The organism is Melioribacteraceae bacterium 4301-Me, from assembly GCA_041538185.1.
In the GTDB taxonomy this organism is placed as follows: domain Bacteria; phylum Bacteroidota; class Ignavibacteria; order Ignavibacteriales; family Melioribacteraceae; genus Pyranulibacter; species Pyranulibacter aquaticus.
On the sequence record JBGORM010000001.1, the window covers coordinates 771338 to 794420 of the forward strand.

The window sequence follows — 23083 nt, forward strand, 5'->3', positions numbered from 1 at the left end:
CGAGGTCTTATTTGTGGGCGCTGAAGGATTCGAACCTACGACCCCCTGCTTGTAAGGCAGGTGCTCTGAACCAGCTGAGCTAAGCGCCCATTATGGAGTTAACTATTTTTCAAAAAACGGTTACAAGTATAGAGTTTTTAGACATTTATTTCAACAAAAGTGAGAAGATATTTTTTGAGCGGGCGACGGGACTCGAACCCGCGACAACCGGCTTGGGAAGCCGATACTCTACCAACTGAGTTACACCCGCACTCTATACACAAAATTATCCAACCATTTTCTCTAATTCAAGTTTTTGTCTATCTTTTCAAATCATTTTTTGAAAATTCGTATTGAATACAAAACAAAAAAAATATCTCGAACTAGTTATTTTGACTAGTTCAGCTTTAATTTCATTAATTCTTTGGGATACATTTATTCTTTTCCCAATCAAATTGTTTGTCGTGCTTTTACATGAAATTAGCCATGGACTCGCGGCCATTTTAACTGGAGGCACTGTTACTTTACTAAAAATAAACAAAGAACTTGGAGGAATTTGCAGCACAAGTGGTGGTATCGATTTTGTTATTGCTTCTTCTGGTTATTTAGGTAGTTTTATTTTTGGCGCATTAATTTTTTATTCAGGCTATGAAATTAAAGTCGGTTATTGGCTTAATATTCTAATTGCAATAATACTGATATTGTTCGCAGTAAATTTAATTGAAGGTGCCTTAGGTGTTGCTACTGCTTTTATGTATGCCTCAGCCTTAATTTTTCTTCCCATGCTACCATTTAAAAATCTTTACTTTTACATGCTCAAAATTATTGGTTTGCTAAGTTGTATTTATGTATTATTTGATATACGAGAAGACCTTTTTTCTTCAGGTAATTTTGAAAATGATGCACAAGCTTTATCCAACCTTACAAATATTTCCTCTACTGTCTGGGCTTCGCTTTGGTTCATATTTTCTCTAATTGGGATTTACTTACTATTTAGATATAGCTATAAAAAGGGGTACAAAAGTTTAAGATGAAAAATATGTTCTGCTGTACTTATCAGTATCTTTCACAAAAGAAAGCACAAAGAGGCCAGCAATAAAAAACAAACAAATTGTTAGAATTGCTGCTTTTTGGCTGCCTGTTATATAGCTTACATAACCAAAAAACAAAGGACCCACCACCGCAGAACTTTTACCAAAGAAAGAGTAAAAACCGAAAAACTCTGTTTTCTTATCCTCCGGTGTAAGTTTAGACATTAAACTTCTGCTTGTAGCTTGTGTAGCACCCATTACACTTCCTGCTAATAAACCCACAATATAAAAGGCATATTTGCCAATTAATTCTCCGTTAACATTTAAGATATTTGATAAGTACTTCATCCAAGGAAAATTATAATCACTTGTAAGAAAAGCCAGTATAATGGTAAATATCCAAATTAGAATTGAAAACACAAGGGATCTTTTTTGTCCAATTGAATCAGATAAAATGCCAAAAATAGTAGAACCTAATATTGCTGTTGTTTGCACAATAAGAAAGAATAATATTAACTGTTCGATAGAAAAATTTAATGTTGTGCTGGCGTAATTGCCGGAAAAAAATATTACAGTATTAACCCCTTCTATGTAAAAGAAAAAAGACAGCAAAAAAATTGCTAAGTTTTTATAATACTTAAGATGTTTTATCGTAGATAAAACTCTTTCAAAGCCAATTTTTATGTATGAATAATTTGCTTGTTTTTTCTTTCTATTATCCTTAATGAAAATAAAAATAGGTAATGCAAATATTAAGAAAAAAAGAGCAGAGACTGGAAATGTTTCTCGAATTAATTTATGCTGTATAAAAGGATACAAAATGGCTAATGTAGCTAATGAACCAAAATAACCCATAGCAAATCCATAACCACTAACCCTACCATAATTTTTAGATTGAGCAATTTCAGGTAGAAATGCATCATAAAAAACTAATCCAGCTTCAAAACCTATATTAGCAACAATAAAAAGAAATAAACCTGAGAGAACATCACCAGAGCCAACAAAATACAACAAAGATGTAGACGTTATGCAGAGCAAAGTAAAAAAAAGGAGGAATCTTTTTTTGCCTGCAGAGTAATCTGCAATCGCACCTAATACTGGAGAAATTAAAGCAGTAATGACCATAGATACACTTGTACCAATACTCCAGTAAAAATCTCCTATAGGTTTGTTTGAATTAACAACTTGTTTAAAATAAACTGCATATAAAAAAGTAACTACAACAATCGAATAAGAGGTATTGGCAAAATCGAACAAGGACCAGATAAAAACTATAAATTTGTTATTTAGCTTCTCTTTTCGATTTAGTTGGAAGGGATTCTTCAATAAGTCCTCTGCCAGTTTTATTTAATTTGCCGCTATTTTTAAGCTCAGAAAGGATAGCATCTAAAATACCGTTAATAAATTTACTGCTGTTAGATGTAGAATAATCTTTTGCTATCTCTATCACTTCATTGATAGAAACTTTAGGTGGAATATCAGGTGCAAAAAGCAATTCACTAATGCCTATTCTTAACAAAATTCTATCAATTAATGCGATTCGCTCCATCTCCCAGTTATTTACTCTTTCTTTTATTTTATTGTCTAACAATTCTCTATTTGCTATTACATTATTTACCAACTTCGCTGTAAACTCTCTATCAGCTTTTGATTTAACATCTGAAGTTAACCCTTCTACTAAATCAGTTAAGCCTTCTCCATTTAATTCGTATGCGTAAAGTATTTGGAGCGCTTTTTCTCTTAATATCCTTCGATAAAATTTTTTCACTTCTTACTATATTCTTAAAAAAATTAGAGTTGTTAATGTAAAATATCCATTTCAAAAATTAAATTGCAAAGAACCAAAAAAATAATAGTGCTACACTCTCCTTTAGCCTGTAGTTGAACGAATTCTTTTCAGTTAAAATATGTCCCGAGTAAACCGCATCTGCTTGTACATTAAAAAAACTACAAATATCCATAACTCTGCTTAAATGAAATTTATCAGAAATCAACAACAACGATTTAATTTTAAGTTCAGGAATAACCTCACTTTTCAAATATTTAACTTGTTCAATCGTAGTTTTAGTTTTGTTCTCCAGCAAGATTTTGGTTGTATCAATGCCTCTTTTTTTAAGAAACAACAGTGCTGTTTCGGATTCACTTAACTCACCCGGAGCACTTCCGCCAGTAAGTAATATTTTATTAATTCTACCAGACTCTAAAAGTTCCTTTGCTTTTAAGATTCTACCTTCAAAGATGGGACTTGGTTTATCCTTATTCCAGACAGCTGCTCCAAATACAACACCAAGATCATAATTTTTCTCCTTAATATTTTCTCTTTTATCAAGCAATGTATAGCCATAGGCAAAAATCAACATAAGACTAACTGCTACTGGCAGCCCAGCCAACGACCTTAAAAAATAAATTTGTCCTTCTTCTAAAAATGCAATCCAGATTAAAAAGACTAAAAGCAAAAGAAAAGTTTCATGTAAAGCGAACAATATACCAATTAATGCCTTTTTTAACGGAAAATTGATAATAAAGGTATTTTTGAAGGTAAAAAAATTTTCCGTAATCATTAATATAAAAATAAGCGGAACTAAAGCTAATGCATTAAGCAATATTGTGCTTCTAAAAAACTTATTTTCTATTACCTTGTATCTTAAAAGATAGACAATACTGCCTATAATAATTAACAACACTATAATTAAATTAAAAATATTTCCTATGTAGTTTATTCTAATCTCTTTGAATGTTAAGTTATTAATGAAGTACTTTGTAAAAATAAGTGCAGTAAAGTTTATTATCCCTGATAAGAAGATATAACTAAGCCTCTTAATATTTATTTTAGATTTTTTCAAAAAATTGCTTTCTAATAAGGAATGACCTAATAACAGAGAATATATTTTTTTTGAAATTACTAAGTAAATGTAGAAATTTTTTATAAAATAATTAATAACCGATGAAAACTTTGTTTTTGCAATTGGATAAACAAAAAATGAGGGGCCGACTAAAAAGTAAGATTTTTTTAGAAAATAGAACACGGACAACACAGATTCTAACGGATTTTCACAGACTTAATAATTGAAAAATTACTTTTTAGTCAGCCCCACATCATTGAAGTTTAAATACGATTGGTATAGAAACTTGTACTTTTACTGGTTTCCCTCTTTGTTTACCTGGTTTAAATTTAGTTTTCAAGACAGCATCAACAGCAGCTTCATCGCAGCCAGCGCCAATTCCTTTTATTACTTCAGCTTTTACCACGTTGCCATTTTCATCAACGTAAGCTTTAACAAAGACTCTGCCCTGAACGCCTGCCCTTTTAGCAATTTCTGGATAAACAATTTTTTGTTGAATAGCTTCAATACCACCAATTGGTTCAGGTTGCTCTTCAACAGCAACAAAGAATACGGGCTCTTCTTCAGTCTTCTCTTCTTTTGGTGGTGGAGGTGGAGCTGAAACTTGTTGATTAACATCAAGCTCTGTAGTACCAATTTCTATATCTTCAAGAACATTATCAGATGGAGCTTCAATTGGGATTGGTGGTTTTGGTGGTGGAGGTGGTGCACTTTCTTGTTTAGTATGTACAATATCCTCCACATTAACTAATTCTTGTGGAGCTACAATTTTTGCTTCTGTTTTTTTAAACTTTGGGAAATACTTAAACGCTACAATTAGAAAGGCCAAAGCAATAATTAAACTTATCTCAAATACCTTTCTGTACTTCAGCTTTAAATCATATTTTGGATTTTTAGATAAAGCCACTTTTTTCCTCCTAAAATCACTTTCTTGCGGTGTTAACTTAAAAAATGATTTTTGCTTTGTCAATGAATTTTATCTTTTTTACAAATGTTGAGCCTAATGGTTCCATATATTTTTTCATTCATTTTTATTTAATTCATAATTTTTTATAAATAAAAAAACAACTGTTACGCCTAATATTATTCCTATAAAATCAGCTAATAAATCTAATATGTCATAATATCTATTTGGTATAAAAATTTGATGAAGCTCATCAATAACAGCATAAAATAACAAAATGAAAATCGTACTTAATGAGGAATTTTTTGACAGCTTTTCTACTTTGGTCTGAAAGTGTAACATTAAATTAAATAATATTGCTAAGATAAAATAAGCAACTAAATGTTCAATTTTATCACTCAGTTTTAATACTAAAAAAGGTAAATACTCTCCAGGTAAACTAGTAGCAATAAAAAGAACAATCCAGTAAAGGGTTAAAGGAAAATATATTAAGAGAAACTTTTTTTCTTTAATATGATTGTATAAATGAGTTCCTAATAAATTTAATCGCATTGGGGAAATTTTCCATAATATCATTTGGAGTAATACCAAGTTCAGTTTTTTCTTCCAATAATATATCTGCTGATAGACTATGCAAGTAAACAGCAGAAATCAAGGCATCCTCAAGATTATTTGCCTGAGCAAGAAAGCCTGCAATTATGCCTACTAATACATCGCCACTACCAAATTTTGCCATGCCAGGATTACCTGTAGTATTTATCAAAGCATCGCCTTCTGGAGTAAATATTATAGTTGGGGCTCCTTTTAGTACTAAATAGCAACCTGTCTCAATTGCAAAATTTTTACCAATTGACATCTGTTCTTTGTTCAGTTTAGTTAAATCAACTCCTAACATACTTGCGAACTCTTTATGATGAGGAGTTAACACTTTTCCTTTTAAGGATATTTCCTTAAAATTGTTATTACCAAGAGCATAGATAGCATCTGCGTCAATTATAAAAGTTGTGTTTTTGTTTTCCGATAATATTTTTAGCACCGCCTCCTGCGTTTCTTTTTCTCTGCCAAGACCGGGACCAATTGCAGTAACATCAGACCAAATTATTTTTTCTCTAATTTCATCACAATTGTCAATTGACAAATAACCTTTAGAGTTATCGTTGTAAGGCAATACAATTGCACCTTCCAATTTTTCTTGGGCAAGTACTTTAATAGAATTAGGGAATGCTAAAAAACAAGCACCGGCACCAGCTTTTAACGCTGAATTAGCAGTAAAAAAAGAAGCCCCAGGCAAATTTGCAGAGCCTGCAATTACAAAGACTTTGCCCGCAGAGTATTTGTAATCATCTAATTCACGTTGAGGTATTCCAAAATATGCATCCTCAGGTTCTATTAAATATTCCGAAACAGACAATTGTTCAAAATATTTCTTACCAATACCGATACTACCTTTTACAATCTCGCCGGAATGTTTATATCCTTTAGAGTAAAATAAACCATTTTTTAGCTCAGCTAAGGTTATGGTTAAATCAGCGTTAAAAATTGTTTCTCCCCAAGCATATTCTAAATCTAATCCTGTGGGTAAATCTACTGCAATCTTATAACAATCAATCTCATTAACCTTATCAACAATAGATTTGTATGGTTCAGATAATTCACCTCTTGAGCCAGTACCTAACATTGCATCTATAATTAAATCACAAGTATATAAATCTGAAAGGTCTTTAACGCTTTCATAAAAAATAATTTTCGATTCAGGATAGAACGAAATTATGTTAGATAGTATTCTAAAATTAACTAATGCATCTCCCTTTAATTCTTCTTCGGTGCCCAAAGAGACAATAATTACTCTATACCCATTATTTAAGAAATGCCGTGCAGTGGCAAAACCATCACCACCATTATTTCCTTTGCCACAAAGAATACCCACATTCTTAAACTCAATTTTTTCTGATAAATTTAAAATCACATTTTCATAAATACTCCGCGCAGCATTCTCCATTAAAATTATACTAGGCATTCCTAAAGAATTAATGGCAAAATTATCAGCATCTCTAATTTGTTGTGCTGAGTATAATGGTATCATTTCTTACCTCATAGAGATTTACAAAAACAAAGGCAAGATATAAAAGAAAATATCTATTTTAAATTAACTAAAGAGTAATTACCGAAATGATTAAATTAAGCAGCGTATCAGGGAATAAACCAAAAATCAGAACAAGAAGCCCACAAATGGTAATTGTTGTTAGACCAAAGCTATCATAATTAAATTTAATTGTTTCTATAGGTTCACGAAAATACATATAAACTACTATTCTTAAGTAAAAGTAAACGCTAATTATACTCGAAATAACCCCAATTATTGCAAGCCAGGTTAAATTACTCTCGATTGCCCCAATAAAAACGTAATATTTACCAAAAAACCCGGCTAAGGGAGGAATACCAGCTAAAGCAAACATAAACAGAGCCATAAAAGCTGCCAAGACAGGATTTTTATTGCCCAAGCCGGCATATGATTTAATTCCTAATTGTGAATCATTTTCTCCTTCTATCATAGCTACTACTTCAAAAGCACCAACATTCATAAACGTATAAGCTGCTAAATAAAATATTATTCCAGCTTCGCTAGAAACATTGCCAGCTGCTAAACCTATAGACATGTAACCAGCATGAGCAATTGAAGAATAGGCCAACATTCTCTTAATGTTATCTTGTGCAATTGCTACAATGCTTCCATATAACATTGAAAAAGTAGCAATTGCGGCAAAATATGGTCTAAACTTATTAACAATTTGTGCATTAAAAATTGCTGAAAGAACAATAATCAAAACACTAAAAGCTGCGGCCTTTCCTGCTGTAGACATTATTCCAGTTACTGTGGTAGCCGAACCCTGATAAACATCTGGCACCCACATGTGAAACGGGAAAGCAGCAATTTTAAAACTGAAACCTATCAAAAACAGAACAAAGCCAACAATAAATAAAGGATTGTTAATTAATATGCTGAAACTAGAAAGAATATTATCAATTTTTGTTGTACTAGCAGTACCATAAATCAAAGCAATACCATAAACAATAAAACCAGTAGCAAAAGCACCTAAAAGAAAATACTTCATTGATGCTTCATTAGCCGAAGCTTTTTTTCTGTTTATGCCGGCTAAAACATAAAAACAAATTGACATTAGTTCTAATCCCAAAAAAATCATTAAAATATCTTTTGCACCAGCCATCATCATCATGCCTAAGACTGCAGATTGTATAAGGATGTAGTATTCACCATAGTAAGTGCCATACTTTATCAAGTAATTCATCGAACCCAGCACTATTAAAGCAGCAGCCATATTAAATATAAAATTAAATATTGAAGCACTGCCGCCTACTTTCAACATTCCATTAAATAAAGTACTTTGTTGATTAATGTTAATTATAGAAAGAACAGTGGTAACTGCGAACAAAATTATAGAAAACCAAGGAAGTATCAGTTCGCTTTTTTTACTAGAAATCTCGATAACAATTGAAATTAAAATTCCGCCTCCTATAATTAAAAAAGGAAGCAACTGATATAGTTCTGTTGAATTCTGATACATAATTACTCTATGAATAAAATATTGTCGTCAATTTCTTCTATGGTTAATTTATGGTTTTCTTTCAAATGTAATGCTAATTTTTTGTGATTATTTATGTTAAACAAGTCTTTCCCCTTTTCCACCACCACTAATTTTATTGCTTCGTATTTAGTAACAACTTCTTTTAGATTCTTGTAAGCATGGAAATAAATTTCTGTGTAATCTTCTTTAACTGAGTAATTAGCAGAAGCTTTGGGTGTATTAAACTCCATTATTATTTCATCTTCTATAATTGCCTTTAATATTTCAGCAGTAAAAGGTAACAAGACCCTATTACCGTAGTATAGCCCATCTATTTTATTTTCTAATACCTCATCAATTGTCCTCATAAGTCTACCTTAAGCATATAACACATACCAGATTAATAAAAATACTGGCAATAAAATCGGAATTGAATACTTAACCATGTACCCAAAGAAACTTGGCATTTCAATGCCAGCACGTTCAGAAATCGATTTAACCATAAAGTTCGGCCCATTACCTATGTAAGTCATTGCACCAAAGAAAACAGCAGCTATTGATATTGATTGCAAATAAACAGGGTAAAGGTGCTGAAATAATTGAACATCGCTTTTCAGATTTACATTTAGTCCGTACTTGCCAAGTTCGGCACTAAGAAAATTTAAATAAGTTGGTGCATTATCTAATAAAGCAGAAAGAATACCCGTTGCCCAATAAAATGACCCTGGATTTAATTTATCACCTAATATTTTTGCTTCGTAAGCAATTAACTGCAGGGCTGGTATCATTGTAGCAAAAATTCCTGCAAATAAGTAAGCCACCTCTTTAATAGGTTCAAAATCGAATTCATTAGCCATTAATATATTTTTATCAGCATTTTTATAAGATAAATAAACTACAGTGAACATGATTATCTCTCTTACTCCAAACGGTAAAGGTGATAAGTTAGGCACCCAGCTGAAAATGTTTGGATCAATAAATACTGAAATTAATATAACTAGTAAATACAAAAGATTTTTTGTACCCTTAAGTTCAAACTTACCAGTGAAGTAACTTTCTTTATTATTAATGAATATATTTTTTGCATCAATAAAAAAGAAAATAGCTAAAAGTAGCAGAATAGCAGGCAGCCATATATACCATATATGAATTGAAAACCAGAAAAAATCAATTCCACGCAAAAAGCCCAAAAAAAGTGGTGGATCACCAATTGGAGTTAAAGCGCCACCAATGTTGCTTACAATGAAAATAAAAAATATTATATGGTAAGCTTTAATCCTGTTCTTGTTTATTTTTATAAATGGGCGGATTAGCAGCATAGAAGCGCCGGTAGTACCAATTATGTTTGCTAATATTGCACCAATGAACAATATTATTGAATTCAATAAAGGAGTTGATTTACGATCTATTTTTATAAGAATACCGCCTGAGGCAACAAATAAAGAGGATAACAATGCAATAAAAGAAATATATTCAGCTAAAGTGTGTAAAAGGCTATGTGTATCTTTCAAAAAAAATAAATAATAAATAACAGTAATTGAACCGAGTAGGATTGCAATCTTAGGATAATGATGTTCCCAAAAATGTCTATAAAACAAAGGACCAGTAGCAATCATTAATAACAGAAGAAAAAAAGGAATTACCATTAAAGCTTCTGGCAAATTAGAAGTGTTTTCTAAAACAGAACTATCTACGGCAAGTGTAAGTCCACTACTCAACACCAGTAAAATTGCTATATATTTTACTTTCTTTAATAATCTCATGAATTATTTTAATAAGTTAAAAGTAAAAGAGCCGACGCTTTTTAATATTGACTCAGAAGATAATTTTGTTACTTCAAGAAATGTACTAGGATAAATACCAATCCACACAATAAAAATTAGTATCGGTATCAATACAATCAGCTCTCTTGCTGTCATATCATATAATTTATTGTTCAGTTCGGAATTTTTAACTTCGCCAAATACAACTCGTTGATACATCCATAATAAATAGACAGCTGCAAAAATAACCCCACTAGTAGCAAATATAGTAAACCACCAACTGTTTAATACAGTCGATTTAAATGAGCCGAGCAGAATTAGAAATTCACCTACAAAGCCATTCAGTCCCGGCAATCCAATAGAAGAAAGTGAAACAATCATTAAGACGGCAGAATAAATTGGTATTATTTTAGCAATTCCGCCGTAATAAGAAATTTCACGCGAATGGGTTCTTTCATAAATTATTCCGACTAAAAGGAACAATGCCCCAGTTGATAGTCCGTGATTTATCATTTGGATTACAGCGCCTTGGACAGCTTCTTCAGTCATTGCAAAAATACCAAGCACTACGAATCCCAAGTGAGAAACTGAAGAATAAGCCACAAGTTTTTTCATATCAGGCTGTACCATTGCCACTAAAGCTCCGTAAATTATTCCAACAACTGCTAATATAGAAATAAACGGAGCAAAATTAACGGAAGACTGAGGAAAGAGGGGCAAACAAAATCTTAGGATTCCATAAGTGCCCATTTTAAGCAGAACACCTGCTAAAATTACAGAGCCTGCTGTTGGAGCTTGAACGTGAGCATCAGGCAACCACGTATGAAGTGGAAATATCGGGACCTTAATTGCAAAACTTAGCAAGAACGCGAAGAACATCCATTTTTGGATTTGCTGCGGAACATTAGGCCCAACTTTATACAAATCAAGTAAATTTGTTGTAAACGAACCGAGTGAATTTGATGCATAGACTGCCAGCCAAATAATTGCAACTAACATCAGCAAACTGCCAAACATGGTATAAATAAAAAACTTTACCGAGGCATAAATTCTTTGCTCCCCGCCCCAAATTCCAATAATAAAATACATTGGAATCAGCATTGCTTCCCAAAAAACATAGAATAAAAACATATCTAAAGACATAAAGACGCCAACCATGCCCGTCTCTAAAAACAGCATCATGAAACTGAACATCTTCACTTTTCTGTCGATAGCTTTCCAGCTTGAGAGTAGTGTTAAAGGAGTTAAAAAAGTAGTTAACAAAATTAATAACAAAGAAACACCGTCAATGCCAACAAAATAACTAATATTAAGGCTCTTTACCCAAACAATTTTGTCTTGAAACTGGAAACCTGAAACCGATTTGTCAAATTTAGAATAAATCACCAGTGAGATAACAAACGTCAATAACGAGACTGCAAAGGTAAACCAGCGAATTGCTTTAGGTTTTTCTTCTTTTAATAAAAGTACAATTAAACTCCCTGCAACAGGAGTTAAAAGCAAATATGTAAGCAAATGATTTTGTTCCATAAGTGATTTATAAACTAAAAATTATCCACAGTAAAACAGCAGCTATTCCGATCATCATAACGACAGCATAAAACTGGGCAACTCCGGTCTGCATCTTCCTGATTATTTTGGAAGTTTTTTCAACTAATTCAGCTGTGCCGTTTACGATCCCATCAATTAAGAAGGCATCAGTAAATTTCCAAAGTATTTTTTCAGAGCTTTTTTGTATTGGCTGGACTACTGCTGCTTCATAAAATTCGTCAACAAAATATTTATTGAGCAATAAGTTGTAAATGTTCTTAAATTTTCTTTTAACTGTTTCAGCAATAGCAGGCTTTTTAGTGTAAACGTAATAGGCAAAATAAATTCCTGTTAATGCCAAAGCAATAGAGATAATCATTAAAAGAATTTCTTCAGAGGGAGTATGCATACTGTAGAATGAGAGTTTTTCTTCAGCAGGTTTAAATACAGGTTCAAGCCATAGTTCAAATTTATTTCCTCCCTCGCCGGAAAATACAGATGGTATGCCAATGTAACCTCCTATTGCAGATAATATCCCAAGAATTATTAATGGTATGGTCATTACTTTAGGTGACTCATGAGGTAACCGCCCATCATCACCTTTTTCTTCAAGAGAGGAGGTCTTTAAAAATCTTTCTTTGCCTAAAAAGGTTAAAGAAAATAAACGGAATATATAAAATGCTGTTAGTAATGCTGTAATTGCCCCTATTATCCAATAGAAAAAGCTGCCTTGGCTAAAAGAATACCACAAAATTTCATCTTTACTAAAAAAGCCTGAAAAACCTGGGAAGCCTGATATCGCTAAAGCAGCAATTAAGAAAGTAAAGTATGTTATAGGCATATATTTTTTTAGTCCACCATAGTATTGAATATCCTGTTGTTCGTGCATAGCATGAATAATAGAACCAGCTCCAAGAAATAATAATGCTTTAAAAAATGCATGAGTCATAACATGAAATATAGATGCTGAAAACGCGCCAACGCCTGCAGCAAGAAACATGTAGCCTAATTGGCTTATTGTAGAATATGCAAGAATTTTTTTAATATCATTTTGTACCAATCCTATAGTTGCTGCAAATAAAGCGGTCAATAAACCAATGACTGCTACTAATGTCATAACTATGGGTGCCGAAACAAAAATAATCGAAGTTCTTGCAACCATATAAACTCCTGCAGTAACCATCGTAGCAGCATGAATTAATGCAGAAACAGGTGTAGGACCTGCCATTGCATCGGGTAACCAAACATAAAGTGGAATTTGGGCTGATTTACCCGTAGCACCAATGAATAAGAAAAGTGCTATTAAATTAAAAATTGAAGATGGGAATGAAGAATTTTGTGCAATTGAAAATACCTCATTAAAATTAAGGGAGCTGAAGGTAGAATAGATTAAGAACATGCCCAACAAAAAGCCAAAATCTCCAATACGATTTACAATAAAAGCTTTCTTAGCCGCTTGGGCTACTGTTCCCTTTTCAAATTTCTTATCATACCAAAAACCAATTAATAAATAAGAACAAAGACCAACACCTTCCCATCCTAAAAACAATACAACAAAATTATCGGCAAGAACTAAATTCATCATAGCGAAAATGAACAGATTAAGATAAGCAAAGAATCTCCAAAAGCCTTTATCGCCATGCATGTAACCTATAGAATAGACATGAATTAAAAAGCCCACACCAGTAACAATCAAAGACATTACAAGTGAAAGTTGGTCAACTAAATAGCCAAATTTAATATTAAGTCCACCAGCGTTCAGCCAACTAAACAATTCGATTGTATTACTCCTTTGTTCAATTGGCAAGCTTAAGGTCTCAAAAAAAGCAAATAATGAAATTAAAAATGACAATCCTATAGTAGCACTACCAATAGTTCCAATTATCTTTTCATTTTTAATTTTAGGACCGAGCAAGCCATTAATTAAAAAACCTATTAAAGGAAAAATTATAGCTAATGGCATGTAATTAATCATCTTTTAACTACCATTTAAATATGTTTATTTTATCAATATCTACAGTTAATTTATTTCTAAATATTGCAATTATGATTGCCAGTCCAACAGCTGCTTCTGCTGCGGCTACTGTCATAACAAAAAAAACGAAAACCTGTCCAATTGCATTTCCCAAATAAGAAGAAAAAGCAACTAAAGTTAGATTTGCAGAATTAAGCATTAGTTCGATGCACATAAAAACGATAATTGCATTTCTTCTGATTAACACTCCAGCAACTCCCACTGAAAACATAAATCCGCTTAGTATCAGATAGTATTCTATAGGTATTGTTGCCATTTAAGATTTTCCCTATTGATTAATTGAATAAACACTATATTAATTAAATTTCTTTTTTGCCAAAATAATTGCACCTATAGTTGCTGCAAGTAGTAAAAAGCCAGCTGCTTCAAAAGGTATTATATAATTCGTATATAATTCTTTTCCAATATTTTGAATTGTACCTATTTGTGCACTCAAATTTGGGTTACTCTGAATAGAATTTGACGGTTTTGCGAGAAAAATTAAATATGCTATTTGAGCAAACACAAAGATAGTAATTAATATTGCAAAAAATTTTATGAATCTTTTATCAGTTAAGAATTTGTATTCGCTCGAAGTATTTAGCAACATTAATACAAAAAGGAAGAGAACCATTATTGCGCCGGCATAAACGATTACCTGCACTACTGCAATAAATTGAGCATTAAGAAGCAAGTATAAGCCAGCTAAAGCAAAAAAATTTAATATCAAAAAAACAGCACTAATTACAGGGTGAGAGCGAGTTATCATCATTACTGCTGAGAGTGCAGCTACTAAAGCAAAAACAATGAATAAAATTAGTTCAAAGTTCATATTTAGGGTGTATTCCTATATATCATTCTTGGAAAAGGAATTGCTTCTCTTAAATGTTCTAAACCGCAAATCCAGCTTACTGTTCTCTCTAATCCAAGCCCAAATCCTGAATGAGGCACAGAGCCGTAACGCCTTAAATCCAGGTACCATTCAAAATATTCTTGAGGAAGGTTATTTTCTTTAATTCTTGTGATTAAAGTTTCCAAATCATCTTCTCTTTGGCTTCCTCCGATAATCTCACCATAACCTTCAGGTGCCAAGACATCAACAGCAAGTGCCAGCTTTGGATTATTAGGGTCACGCTTCATATAAAAAGCTTTGACTTCTGCTGGGTATCTGTGTACCATGACAGGTTTATCAAATTCTTCTGAGATTAATGTTTCGTCAGTACCTCCAAAATCATTACCCCACTGAAAATCTATACCTTTCTTTTTTAATATTTCAACTGCATCATCATAACTTATCCTTGGAAATGGTCTTTTCACATTTTCTAATTTTGATGTATCTCTTTCAAGTTCTTTTAATTCTTCTCTTCTATCTTCCAACACTGTTTGGACAACATATTCAAGGAACTCTTCTGCGAGGTCCATATTATCATCTAAATCATAAAAAGCCATTTCTGGTTCTACCATCCAAAATTCTGTTAAATGTCGGCGTGTTTTAGATTTTTCTGCTCTAAAGGTTGGTCCAAAAGTATAAATTTTACCAAAAGCCATTGCGCCAGATTCACCGTACAATTGTCCAGATTGTGTAAGATACGCTTTGCCTAAATCGAAATATTCCATTTCAAATAAAGTTGAGGTTCCTTCGCAAGCATTTGGAGTAATAATTGGCGGGTCGAACAGTACAAAACCATGTTCATCAAAAAAATCTCTAATAGCTTTAACTATTCTATGCCGTATTTTAAGAATAGCGACTTGTCTTTTTGATCTAATCCACAAATGTCTATGGTCGATAAGGAATTCAATTCCATGTTCTTTTGGAGTAATTGGATATTCTTTTGCGATGGAAATTATTGATAAATTTTTGACGTCTAACTCGTAGCCCCCAATTGCCCGTGGTTCTTCTTTAACAGTTCCCGTAACTTCAAAAGACGATTCTTGTGTAATCTTATCGGCGTTATCAAAAACCTCGTCAGTAACATTGCCTTTAAAAACAACGCATTGAGTATAACCAGTACCGTCGCGTAAAATTAAAAATTTTATTTTCCCACTTGACCTTTTATTGTAAAGCCATCCTTTTAGTGTAACTTCTTTGCTTACATAATTTTTTAGATCTTTGATATAGACTGTGGGCTTCATTATCAGTATTAAGTTAAAAAAATGACTTTCAAATATAAGCAAGGCTTTCATAATAATGCAAAAAAATGAAATAACAGGTGTTAAATAAAAAATTGCTGTCCAGAGTAATTTTGAAATCAAATTTCGAAGGGATGAATTACCAAATAAATTTTGAAAACTTCATGATTTTGGACTATTCTACTTGTCTTGTAAATCAATCCCTATCTCGTCCATACGGGACTTTTAACTTCAGTTTGATATTTATTTATTCTATAACTATATAATCCCTAAAGGGATTACATTGGTTTAAGCATAATCTAAGCTTTATTGTCCCCTCAGAACAAAATATTTTTAGGATAAAGAACAAAGAAATAGATTAAGTCCATTTAGGGACGAAATAAAAAATATATTGGACAGATATGGAAATAATAGGTGTTAAATAAAGAGCATCATAGAGATGGAAAAAGCCAAATTAAACGCTCAAGGGTTGGACTCGTTTTCAGTACTATTTTCTATATCCATATTGTTATTTTGTTCTTGATTGCGATTGACATTATTAATATTGAGTTTAATATTCAGCATTACCATTGGCGATTCTCTTGTGTATTGTCTATTTAAATAAAAATCGCTGCTCCATGTTGTATTTTTATATTTCGCTGTTTTGAACAAATCCCTCACTTGCAATGTAACACTTAGTAATTTGTTAAATAACTCATGCTTAATAGCAAGGTCGGTTCTGAAATAACCATCTATTTTACCTTGTGAGAAAACCGTTGGACTGTTATAAGAAAAATTGAATTGTAGGTTAGTCCCATCAAAAATTTTAAGTGTATTATTTAATCTTGCGTTCCAGTTAAAACTTTTCCTTTCAAAAGGTTGGCCGAGTATATTCCCATTAATTCTGTAATCATAAAAATTACCCATTAAATCAACGGTCCAATATTTTACAGGAGCCAAATTCATCATTATTTCAGATCCTAAAGAATAATCGGTTCCAACATTATCGAAAGTTGTAAGAGTAACATTTTCTGAATATGCAGACCGGATATCATCAATTTTATTTCTATTAATTCTGTAGTAGAAATCAGTTGAAAAAACAATGTCACCAAAAATATTTTTATAACTTAACTCGTAAGAATCGATTAATTCCGGCAGTAAGGACGGGTTACCCTGTCGAACATTATTTGCATCTATCCACGTTACAAAAGGTTCAAGATGCCATCCGTGTGGTCTATCTATTCTTTTAGTGTAACTTGCCATTATTTTTTGTTCACTTGAGAAGTCAAAAGACATGTGTATTCCTGGGAAATAATCCCAACGGTCAATTTTAAAAGAATTATTATCGTCAACATTAATTAATCTGTAAGTATATTCCGTTCTAAAGCCAAGTTGTAAGCCTAAGTTTCCTAGTTGTTTCGAGAAAATAGAATAAAGCGAATGCTGCGTTGTTTTATAGTCATTAATATGAGAGAATTGATTAAGAAATTCATATTGACCAGTATCAAAATTATAATTTAAAAGATCAGTATAATCTCTCGAATTATTTATTTCGTTCTGATAGCCTGCTTCAAATTTAGTGTTATTATCCAAAGGCAATGTATAATCAATTTTTGTTTCTAAATCATTACTTGGTCCTTTTTCTGTGGTGCGTTTACCATCATTAATTAACCCTTCTGAAAATAATTCGGTCAATGAATATTCATCAGAATTGTGAAAGCGATAATAGAGGTTAAGTGAGATTTCATGTCCTTCTGAATTGAACTTATGATTAAATGTAGTGCCTAGTGCAAGTCCAGGTCCTGACCTACCAGTTGTACTCTTGTTCAAATTAAAAATCATACCTAAGTTTTCTGTTGACCACTGCTGGTGATTTGCATTTGAACTCATTAAAAAATCTCTGTAGTGATATCTAGTATTGAAACTAAGCACATCGTAATTACTTATTTTAAAATCGATATTCCCTCTAAATCCATAATTAGTGAACCCTCTGGTAGAAGTCCCAGAGGTCAACAAATAGTAGGTGGTTCCATTAATTGTAGTACGATTATCTTCTGAACTTGTACCTGGAAAATTAAATTTTCTATAATCAGCTCCAAGATCTATGGTAGCAAGTGAGTTTTTATATTCAAACAATACATTTCCACCCAACTTGTCGTTTAGCCCAGCATTTAAATTTGATAAAACACTAGCACCTACATCCTTTTGCTTTTTCAGAATAATATTTATTATACCAGCTGTTCCTTCTGGATCATATTTTGCTGAAGGGTTTGTAATTATCTCTATACTTTCAATGGAACCAGCGTCAATTTGCTGTAATGCATCCTGTGGTTCAAGAACTGAAGGACGACCATCAATATAAACTGTAAAATTTGTGCTACCTCTTAGACTAACATTGCCGTCAATGTCAACGGTAACTGAGGGAACGTTTTCCAGTATGTCAACTGCAGTGCCTGATAGTGAAGTCCCCATTTTTGAAACATCAATTACTTTCTTATCTATCTGATACGAAATAGCGGATTTGTCACCTTCAACCACTACCTCGTTAAGTTTTATTGAGCTTGATACTAAAGCCAATTCACCTAAATCAAGTTTTGTCCCATTAGTCTTTATTGAAATACTATTTATCCTTTTTGTCTCATAACCAATAAACTTAATTTCAAGGTAATATTGACCATTTGGAACATTCTCTATTGAAAAGTATCCATTTTCATCAGAAGCAGTTCCCCTAATCTGAGAACCATCCGTCTCCGAATACAGTAAAATGTTTGCATATGGTATAGCAACTTTTGCCTTAAAATCATATACTCTTCCCTTTATTACACTATTTGATTTTTGATTTATTTGCTGTGCATTTACACTGAAGGAAAATACCAATAAAATAATAGCCAGAATAATTTTTCTCATCTACCAACCTAAACTAAATTAAAAGATAGATTTATTATTAAGACAACTTGGAATTAAAATAAGTTTAAAGACTAACAAACTTCATGGAAAAAAAGTTATAGATTTGGTAATACTGACGCCAAATTTAGATAAAAAAGACTTGGGTTAAAATAAATTTTTTGTTTTGTTGCATTTTTTCTGCAAGAAGAATTTTTACTTTTATGGTATACTATTATGAATGAGTTATTTTTGATGATTTTAAAAACATTTCTATGGTTGACGGATAATTTATTATAAAGGGAACCCAATATTTAATTGTACCACTGCCGAAAAGCCACCTTGTTCAATAAATTTATTTGTAACTTGACTAACAGGAATTGCAAAAGTTCCATTATCCATCTTATCAATCTGATAGAAAGAATAAGCAGCTGTACCCTCCACACTAATATAGTCTGGCACCAAATGTAAGATAATGCCACCTCCTATATAATAACCAATTTTCGTTTTATCGGTATTAATTTTATAATTTGATTCTGTATTACCATTAATTGAAGTTTCACTAACAAATTCTGGATTAAAGAATGTGATACCTCCTTCTAACAATTTAATATCTAAAATAGTTATAATAGGTATGCCGATATCTAATCCAATTCCCCAGTGATTTAGTGATAATCTATAAGTATTCTTTTCAATTCCGTTAACTGTGCTTTGAGAATAACTGTGTTCTTCTTTAAGAAATTGAAAGTATCCTTTAGCGGAGAAAAAAACACTCGTAAACTTTGCACGGAATATGTTAGCTCCAATTCTATAACCCGTCGCCTGCTCAAATTTTAAATTTTCATCTGAAGAGATTTTACCCACATTTAAAATTTTTAACGAATTGTTCAAGCCATCTGCCTTATAATTATATTGTGCAATACCGCCATAAACTCCACTTAAACCTAAGCAACCGAAGCCAAAAGTTTGAGAGTAATTGTTTGAAGTAAGCGAGAGAAAAAAAAGTAAAGCAAGAATTATTTTTAGTCCCAAAGCTTTCATTGATTTTAAACTATTGTTAAACAGAACTTACAAAAATTATTACAATTAGACCAAAGAAGGCAAATTTATTCTAACAATTAAAGCAGCAAACAATTATTAACATTAAAGAGAAAATTTTTAAGCGCCGCTTTCGAGTCCATGACCAGAAGAGCTCAACTCACTTTTTCGAAGCAAAAATGCAAATAACAATCCAAAGAAACCAAGGGAAGAAAAAATCCACATGCCTGTATTATAGCCTGAAGGATTTTGTGCACTCGCATGAGAAATATCGTTAACAAAGCCAATGATAATATTAAATGCAAAAAGTCCAATATTTTGTATCATTGTCATTAATCCATAAGCAGTGCCTAATTTAGTATTATCAACAATTAAGGCAACAGAAGGCCACATAACAGCAGGTACCAACGAAAAAGCAATTCCCATCATCGACATTGGAATTAAAAGGTAAATTGGAATTGATGCATGGATATCAAAAAAACTAATATTAATATTCACAAAGCTGCTTGCATCCATTACTTCAGGTCTGCCGAACTTATATGCCATCATTAAGTAAACTGGAATAATTAACAAAGAGCCAAACATCATCAGCAAAGACCTTTTCCCAATTTTGTCAGCCAACAATCCAAAAAGAGGTGTAAATATCATTGCAGCCAAAGTAAGCATGCTTGATAAATTTCCGCCGACTTCTCTTGTTGTATTGTGTGCGTCTTGAAAAAATTTTATGGCAAAAGTTTGAAATGGGAACATAGCTGAGTAGAAGGTAACACAAAGAGCTGTTATATACCAAAAAGATTTATGAAATGTAAATACTTCTTTAAGAACAACTTTTTCCTGCTCACCTTCTTTTGGCAGCGAATATTTTTTCGTCCCAATTAAATCAAGAAAGTAGTAAATAAGAATTGTAACCAAAGCAAAAACACCAGCTCCTACTGTAATCCACAATGGCGATTGCCAATAATTATAAAGATTTTTACCCCAAGTTGGAGAGTTTAATGCCAAAAATGAACCTAATCGAGCAACTGTTAAGTTTAGTCCGAATGCAAACGACAATTCTTTCCCTTTAAAATACCTTGCTATTATTGTAGTTATTGCTACAATCATTGACTCTGCACCCAACCCAAAAATCAACCGCCCGGCTGCCATTACATATATTTGTCCAGTTACAGCGGTCACAAGTGAACCAATCATTATTAAGGTAGTAAATATTAAAACTGAGAGTCTTGTACCGATTCTATCAATTATAATTCCGCCAATTAGAACCATTATTATGTTAGGAAAACTATATATGCCTTGCAGCAATCCAATATCTGCATCGGTAAAGTTGAGTTGTTTTACTAATAAATCAGCGAGTGGACTAATGCTATCATAAATATAGTAATTGCCAAACATTGCCAAGCTTACAAAGAGCAAAATACCCCATCTAAAAAGGGCTGATGGCTGAGGCTTAGGACCAAGATTATTTTGCATATTAGTCTTAATTTTTTAAAAAATTTTGCTCTTGACCCGCATAGTTCTAGTTAAATTACTAAGGTCAAGAGCAGTAATAAATTAATTAGCAGGAACACTTTTCAACACGTTTAACAAAAGTTCCCAAAATCTTGCAACTGTACTAATCTGAACTCTCTCATCAGGTGAATGGGCACCAATAATAGTTGGGCCAAAAGAAATCATATCCATTTGAGGATATTTTTCTTTTATAATTCCGCATTCTAATCCAGCATGTATAGCTTTAACCTCGGGCTCTTTTCCATAAAGAGAATTAAATACACTTTTCATTATTCCAAGTATTGGAGAATGAATATCGGGTTTCCAGCCCGGGTAGCCATCACCATGTTTAACTTCTGCTTTTGCCAGTTTAAATATTGTAGCAACCACAGATGAAATATCATTTTTTTCTGAATCCACTGAACTTCTTTGGCTAGTTATAATGTTAACATTTTTACCTTTTGTTTCAACCACAGCTAAGTTTGTTGATGTCTCTACCAGACCAGGAATATCTGCGCTCATTTTAATTACACCATGAGGAACTGCATAAAGAGCAGCTAATAAATTATAAGTTGAAGCTTTATCCATTATTTTGCTGCGAGATTTAATCTGCGATGCAGAAACATTTAATTCAGGTTCAACGGATGACAATTCACTTTGAATAATTTTGTTATAATCTTCCACAAAATTAGTAACGTCATTAAAGAACTTAGAATTAACCCTAATATCAGCGAAGCATTCGCGTGGTATTGCGTTATGTTTACTTCCGCCGTTAATACTAATAAGTCTAATATCAAATTTTTCAAAAAGCTGAATTAACAAACGGGCCATAATTTTTATAGCATTTCCTTTGCCTGCTGAAATATCTAACCCTGAATGCCCACCTTTAAGACCTTTAACACTAATATTAAGCGGAGTTGAGTTTTTGGGCGGTTCTGTCAACTTAGAAACAAATTTTGCAAAAGTGTTTTGACCCCCTGCACAACCGATATACAAAGCACTATCTTCTTCAGAATCCATATTAAGTAAAATTTTTCCCTCAGCAAAACCTGGTTGAAGAGCCTGTGCACCAAACAGGCCAGTCTCTTCATCTAATGTAAATAATGCTTCAATTGGCCCATGTTCAATTTCTTTTGATTCTAATACAGCTAACGCAGCAGCGACGCCAATTCCGTTATCGGCTCCAAGAGTAGTACCTTTTGCTTTTACCCAGTCTCCATCAACATAAGGTTGTATCGGGTCTTTTTCAAAATCATGTTGTACATCGCTGTTTTTTTCAGCCACCATATCAAGATGACACTGGAGCGTAACAGTCTGTAAATTTTCTTTTCCTTCAGTAGCTTTCTTTTTAACAAGAATGTTGCCAAACTTATCTACTTTATACTCAAGATTATTTTTTTTAGCAAATGAAATAATATATTGTGAAATTTTCTCTTCTTTGCGAGAAGGACGCGGAATCTTACAGATTTCTTCAAAATGATTCCATAATATTTGTGGTTGTAAACGACCAAGTTTTTCACCCATCTTGGTTCTCCTTTTTTTGAATTTCTTTGAAAGTTATTAATCTTTGTTCATATAGCTGAGTTATATACTTAGAAATTCTGTATTCTGCTTGATAAAATCCATCACCAAATTTTTCTTTCATTTTTTTAGCAATACTGCCAACAGTAGTAAGACCATCCATATTTAACCAGACAAACGAACCATACTCGTCGAGGTTTAATTTTATATTAGGTGACTTTAATAGAGGCAAAAGATATTTTACAGCTAACTTCCTTTTAAATTTTGGAATTAAAATAGTCACTTGTGACTGAGCATCTGATTCAAAAGAACATAACCTAATTGGAGTAAGTTCTAAAGCATTTTTCCCTTTAAGAATTTTTCTACGCTCGAGAAACTCACTTAGCATAAAAATTT

General features: G+C 32.4%; 20 protein-coding genes and 2 tRNA genes. 1 reads left to right on the forward strand and 21 read right to left on the reverse strand.

Annotated features, from left to right (window positions below):
* Window positions 1-14: 14 nt before the first annotated feature.
* Window positions 15-89: transfer RNA gene (locus tag ABRY23_03430), tRNA-Val, on the reverse strand.
* An 88-nt stretch (window positions 90-177) separates the two neighbouring features.
* Window positions 178-250 (reverse strand) — tRNA-Gly (locus ABRY23_03435).
* A gap of 82 nt (window positions 251-332) precedes the next feature.
* On the opposite strand from ABRY23_03435, the gene ABRY23_03440 reads away from it, so the two are divergent.
* Window positions 333-1013, forward strand: a complete 681-nt coding sequence (locus tag ABRY23_03440) for a M50 family metallopeptidase (GenBank protein ID MFA3782096.1) — start codon at window positions 333-335, stop codon at window positions 1011-1013.
* Here the strand turns inward: ABRY23_03440 and ABRY23_03445 are convergent.
* The 19 genes from ABRY23_03445 to ABRY23_03535 all read right to left on the reverse strand — a co-directional run bounded on the left by ABRY23_03445 (window position 1005) and on the right by ABRY23_03535 (window position 23075).
* The gene (locus ABRY23_03445; GenBank protein MFA3782097.1) at window positions 1005-2336 is read right to left on the reverse strand and encodes an MFS transporter; all 1332 of its coding nucleotides are present in this window, start codon (window positions 2334-2336) and stop codon (window positions 1005-1007) included. The genes ABRY23_03440 and ABRY23_03445 overlap by 9 nt on opposite strands.
* Window positions 2293-2778: a transcription antitermination factor NusB gene (gene nusB, locus ABRY23_03450; protein ID MFA3782098.1), complete on the reverse strand. Its 486-nt coding sequence runs from the start codon at window positions 2776-2778 to the stop codon at window positions 2293-2295. The genes ABRY23_03445 and nusB overlap by 44 nt, the downstream gene beginning before the upstream one ends.
* Window positions 2779-2836: 58 nt before the next feature.
* A complete protein-coding gene (locus ABRY23_03455) occupies window positions 2837-3853 on the reverse strand; it encodes a YdcF family protein (protein ID MFA3782099.1) in 1017 nt (338 codons plus the stop codon).
* Between the two features lie 253 nt (window positions 3854-4106).
* Entirely contained in the window at window positions 4107-4760 is a 654-nt protein-coding gene (locus tag ABRY23_03460; protein ID MFA3782100.1) for an energy transducer TonB, read from the reverse strand.
* A 114-nt stretch (window positions 4761-4874) separates the two neighbouring features.
* Complete coding sequence (locus tag ABRY23_03465) at window positions 4875-5309, reverse strand: VanZ family protein (GenBank protein MFA3782101.1); 435 nt, start codon at window positions 5307-5309, stop codon at window positions 4875-4877.
* Window positions 5266-6840: an NAD(P)H-hydrate dehydratase gene (locus ABRY23_03470; GenBank protein MFA3782102.1), complete on the reverse strand. Its 1575-nt coding sequence runs from the start codon at window positions 6838-6840 to the stop codon at window positions 5266-5268. The genes ABRY23_03465 and ABRY23_03470 overlap by 44 nt, the downstream gene beginning before the upstream one ends.
* A gap of 67 nt (window positions 6841-6907) precedes the next feature.
* Entirely contained in the window at window positions 6908-8341 is a 1434-nt protein-coding gene (locus tag ABRY23_03475; GenBank protein ID MFA3782103.1) for an NADH-quinone oxidoreductase subunit N, read from the reverse strand.
* 2 nt (window positions 8342-8343) lie between these two features.
* Window positions 8344-8709, reverse strand: a complete 366-nt coding sequence (locus tag ABRY23_03480; protein ID MFA3782104.1) for a hypothetical protein — start codon at window positions 8707-8709, stop codon at window positions 8344-8346.
* 9 nt (window positions 8710-8718) lie between these two features.
* Window positions 8719-10104, reverse strand: a complete 1386-nt coding sequence (locus tag ABRY23_03485) for a sodium:proton antiporter (GenBank protein MFA3782105.1) — start codon at window positions 10102-10104, stop codon at window positions 8719-8721.
* Window positions 10105-10107: 3 nt separating this feature from the next.
* Window positions 10108-11634, reverse strand: coding sequence for an NADH-quinone oxidoreductase subunit M (locus ABRY23_03490; GenBank protein MFA3782106.1), 1527 nt, complete (start codon window positions 11632-11634; stop codon window positions 10108-10110).
* 7 nt (window positions 11635-11641) lie between these two features.
* Window positions 11642-13609, reverse strand: coding sequence for an NADH-quinone oxidoreductase subunit L (nuoL, locus tag ABRY23_03495; protein MFA3782107.1), 1968 nt, complete (start codon window positions 13607-13609; stop codon window positions 11642-11644).
* 7 nt (window positions 13610-13616) lie between these two features.
* Window positions 13617-13925: an NADH-quinone oxidoreductase subunit NuoK gene (nuoK, locus tag ABRY23_03500; protein MFA3782108.1), complete on the reverse strand. Its 309-nt coding sequence runs from the start codon at window positions 13923-13925 to the stop codon at window positions 13617-13619.
* 39 nt (window positions 13926-13964) lie between these two features.
* Window positions 13965-14480 (reverse strand): NADH-quinone oxidoreductase subunit J, encoded by a 516-nt coding sequence (locus ABRY23_03505; GenBank protein MFA3782109.1) that lies wholly within the window; start codon window positions 14478-14480, stop codon window positions 13965-13967.
* Between the two features lie 2 nt (window positions 14481-14482).
* Window positions 14483-15781, reverse strand: a complete 1299-nt coding sequence (gene asnS, locus ABRY23_03510) for an asparagine--tRNA ligase (protein MFA3782110.1) — start codon at window positions 15779-15781, stop codon at window positions 14483-14485.
* Window positions 15782-16240: 459 nt separating this feature from the next.
* Window positions 16241-18664, reverse strand: coding sequence for a TonB-dependent receptor domain-containing protein (locus tag ABRY23_03515; GenBank protein MFA3782111.1), 2424 nt, complete (start codon window positions 18662-18664; stop codon window positions 16241-16243).
* 270 nt (window positions 18665-18934) lie between these two features.
* The gene (locus ABRY23_03520) at window positions 18935-19681 is read right to left on the reverse strand and encodes a hypothetical protein (GenBank protein ID MFA3782112.1); all 747 of its coding nucleotides are present in this window, start codon (window positions 19679-19681) and stop codon (window positions 18935-18937) included.
* 117 nt (window positions 19682-19798) lie between these two features.
* On the reverse strand, window positions 19799-21148 hold the full coding sequence (locus tag ABRY23_03525) for an MFS transporter (GenBank protein ID MFA3782113.1): 1350 nt from the start codon (window positions 21146-21148) through the stop codon (window positions 19799-19801).
* A gap of 81 nt (window positions 21149-21229) precedes the next feature.
* The gene (locus ABRY23_03530; protein ID MFA3782114.1) at window positions 21230-22690 is read right to left on the reverse strand and encodes an aminoacyl-histidine dipeptidase; all 1461 of its coding nucleotides are present in this window, start codon (window positions 22688-22690) and stop codon (window positions 21230-21232) included.
* Window positions 22683-23075 (reverse strand): PqqD family protein, encoded by a 393-nt coding sequence (locus ABRY23_03535; GenBank protein ID MFA3782115.1) that lies wholly within the window; start codon window positions 23073-23075, stop codon window positions 22683-22685. Before ABRY23_03535 ends, ABRY23_03530 begins: the two co-directional genes overlap by 8 nt.
* Window positions 23076-23083: the final 8 nt, after the last annotated feature.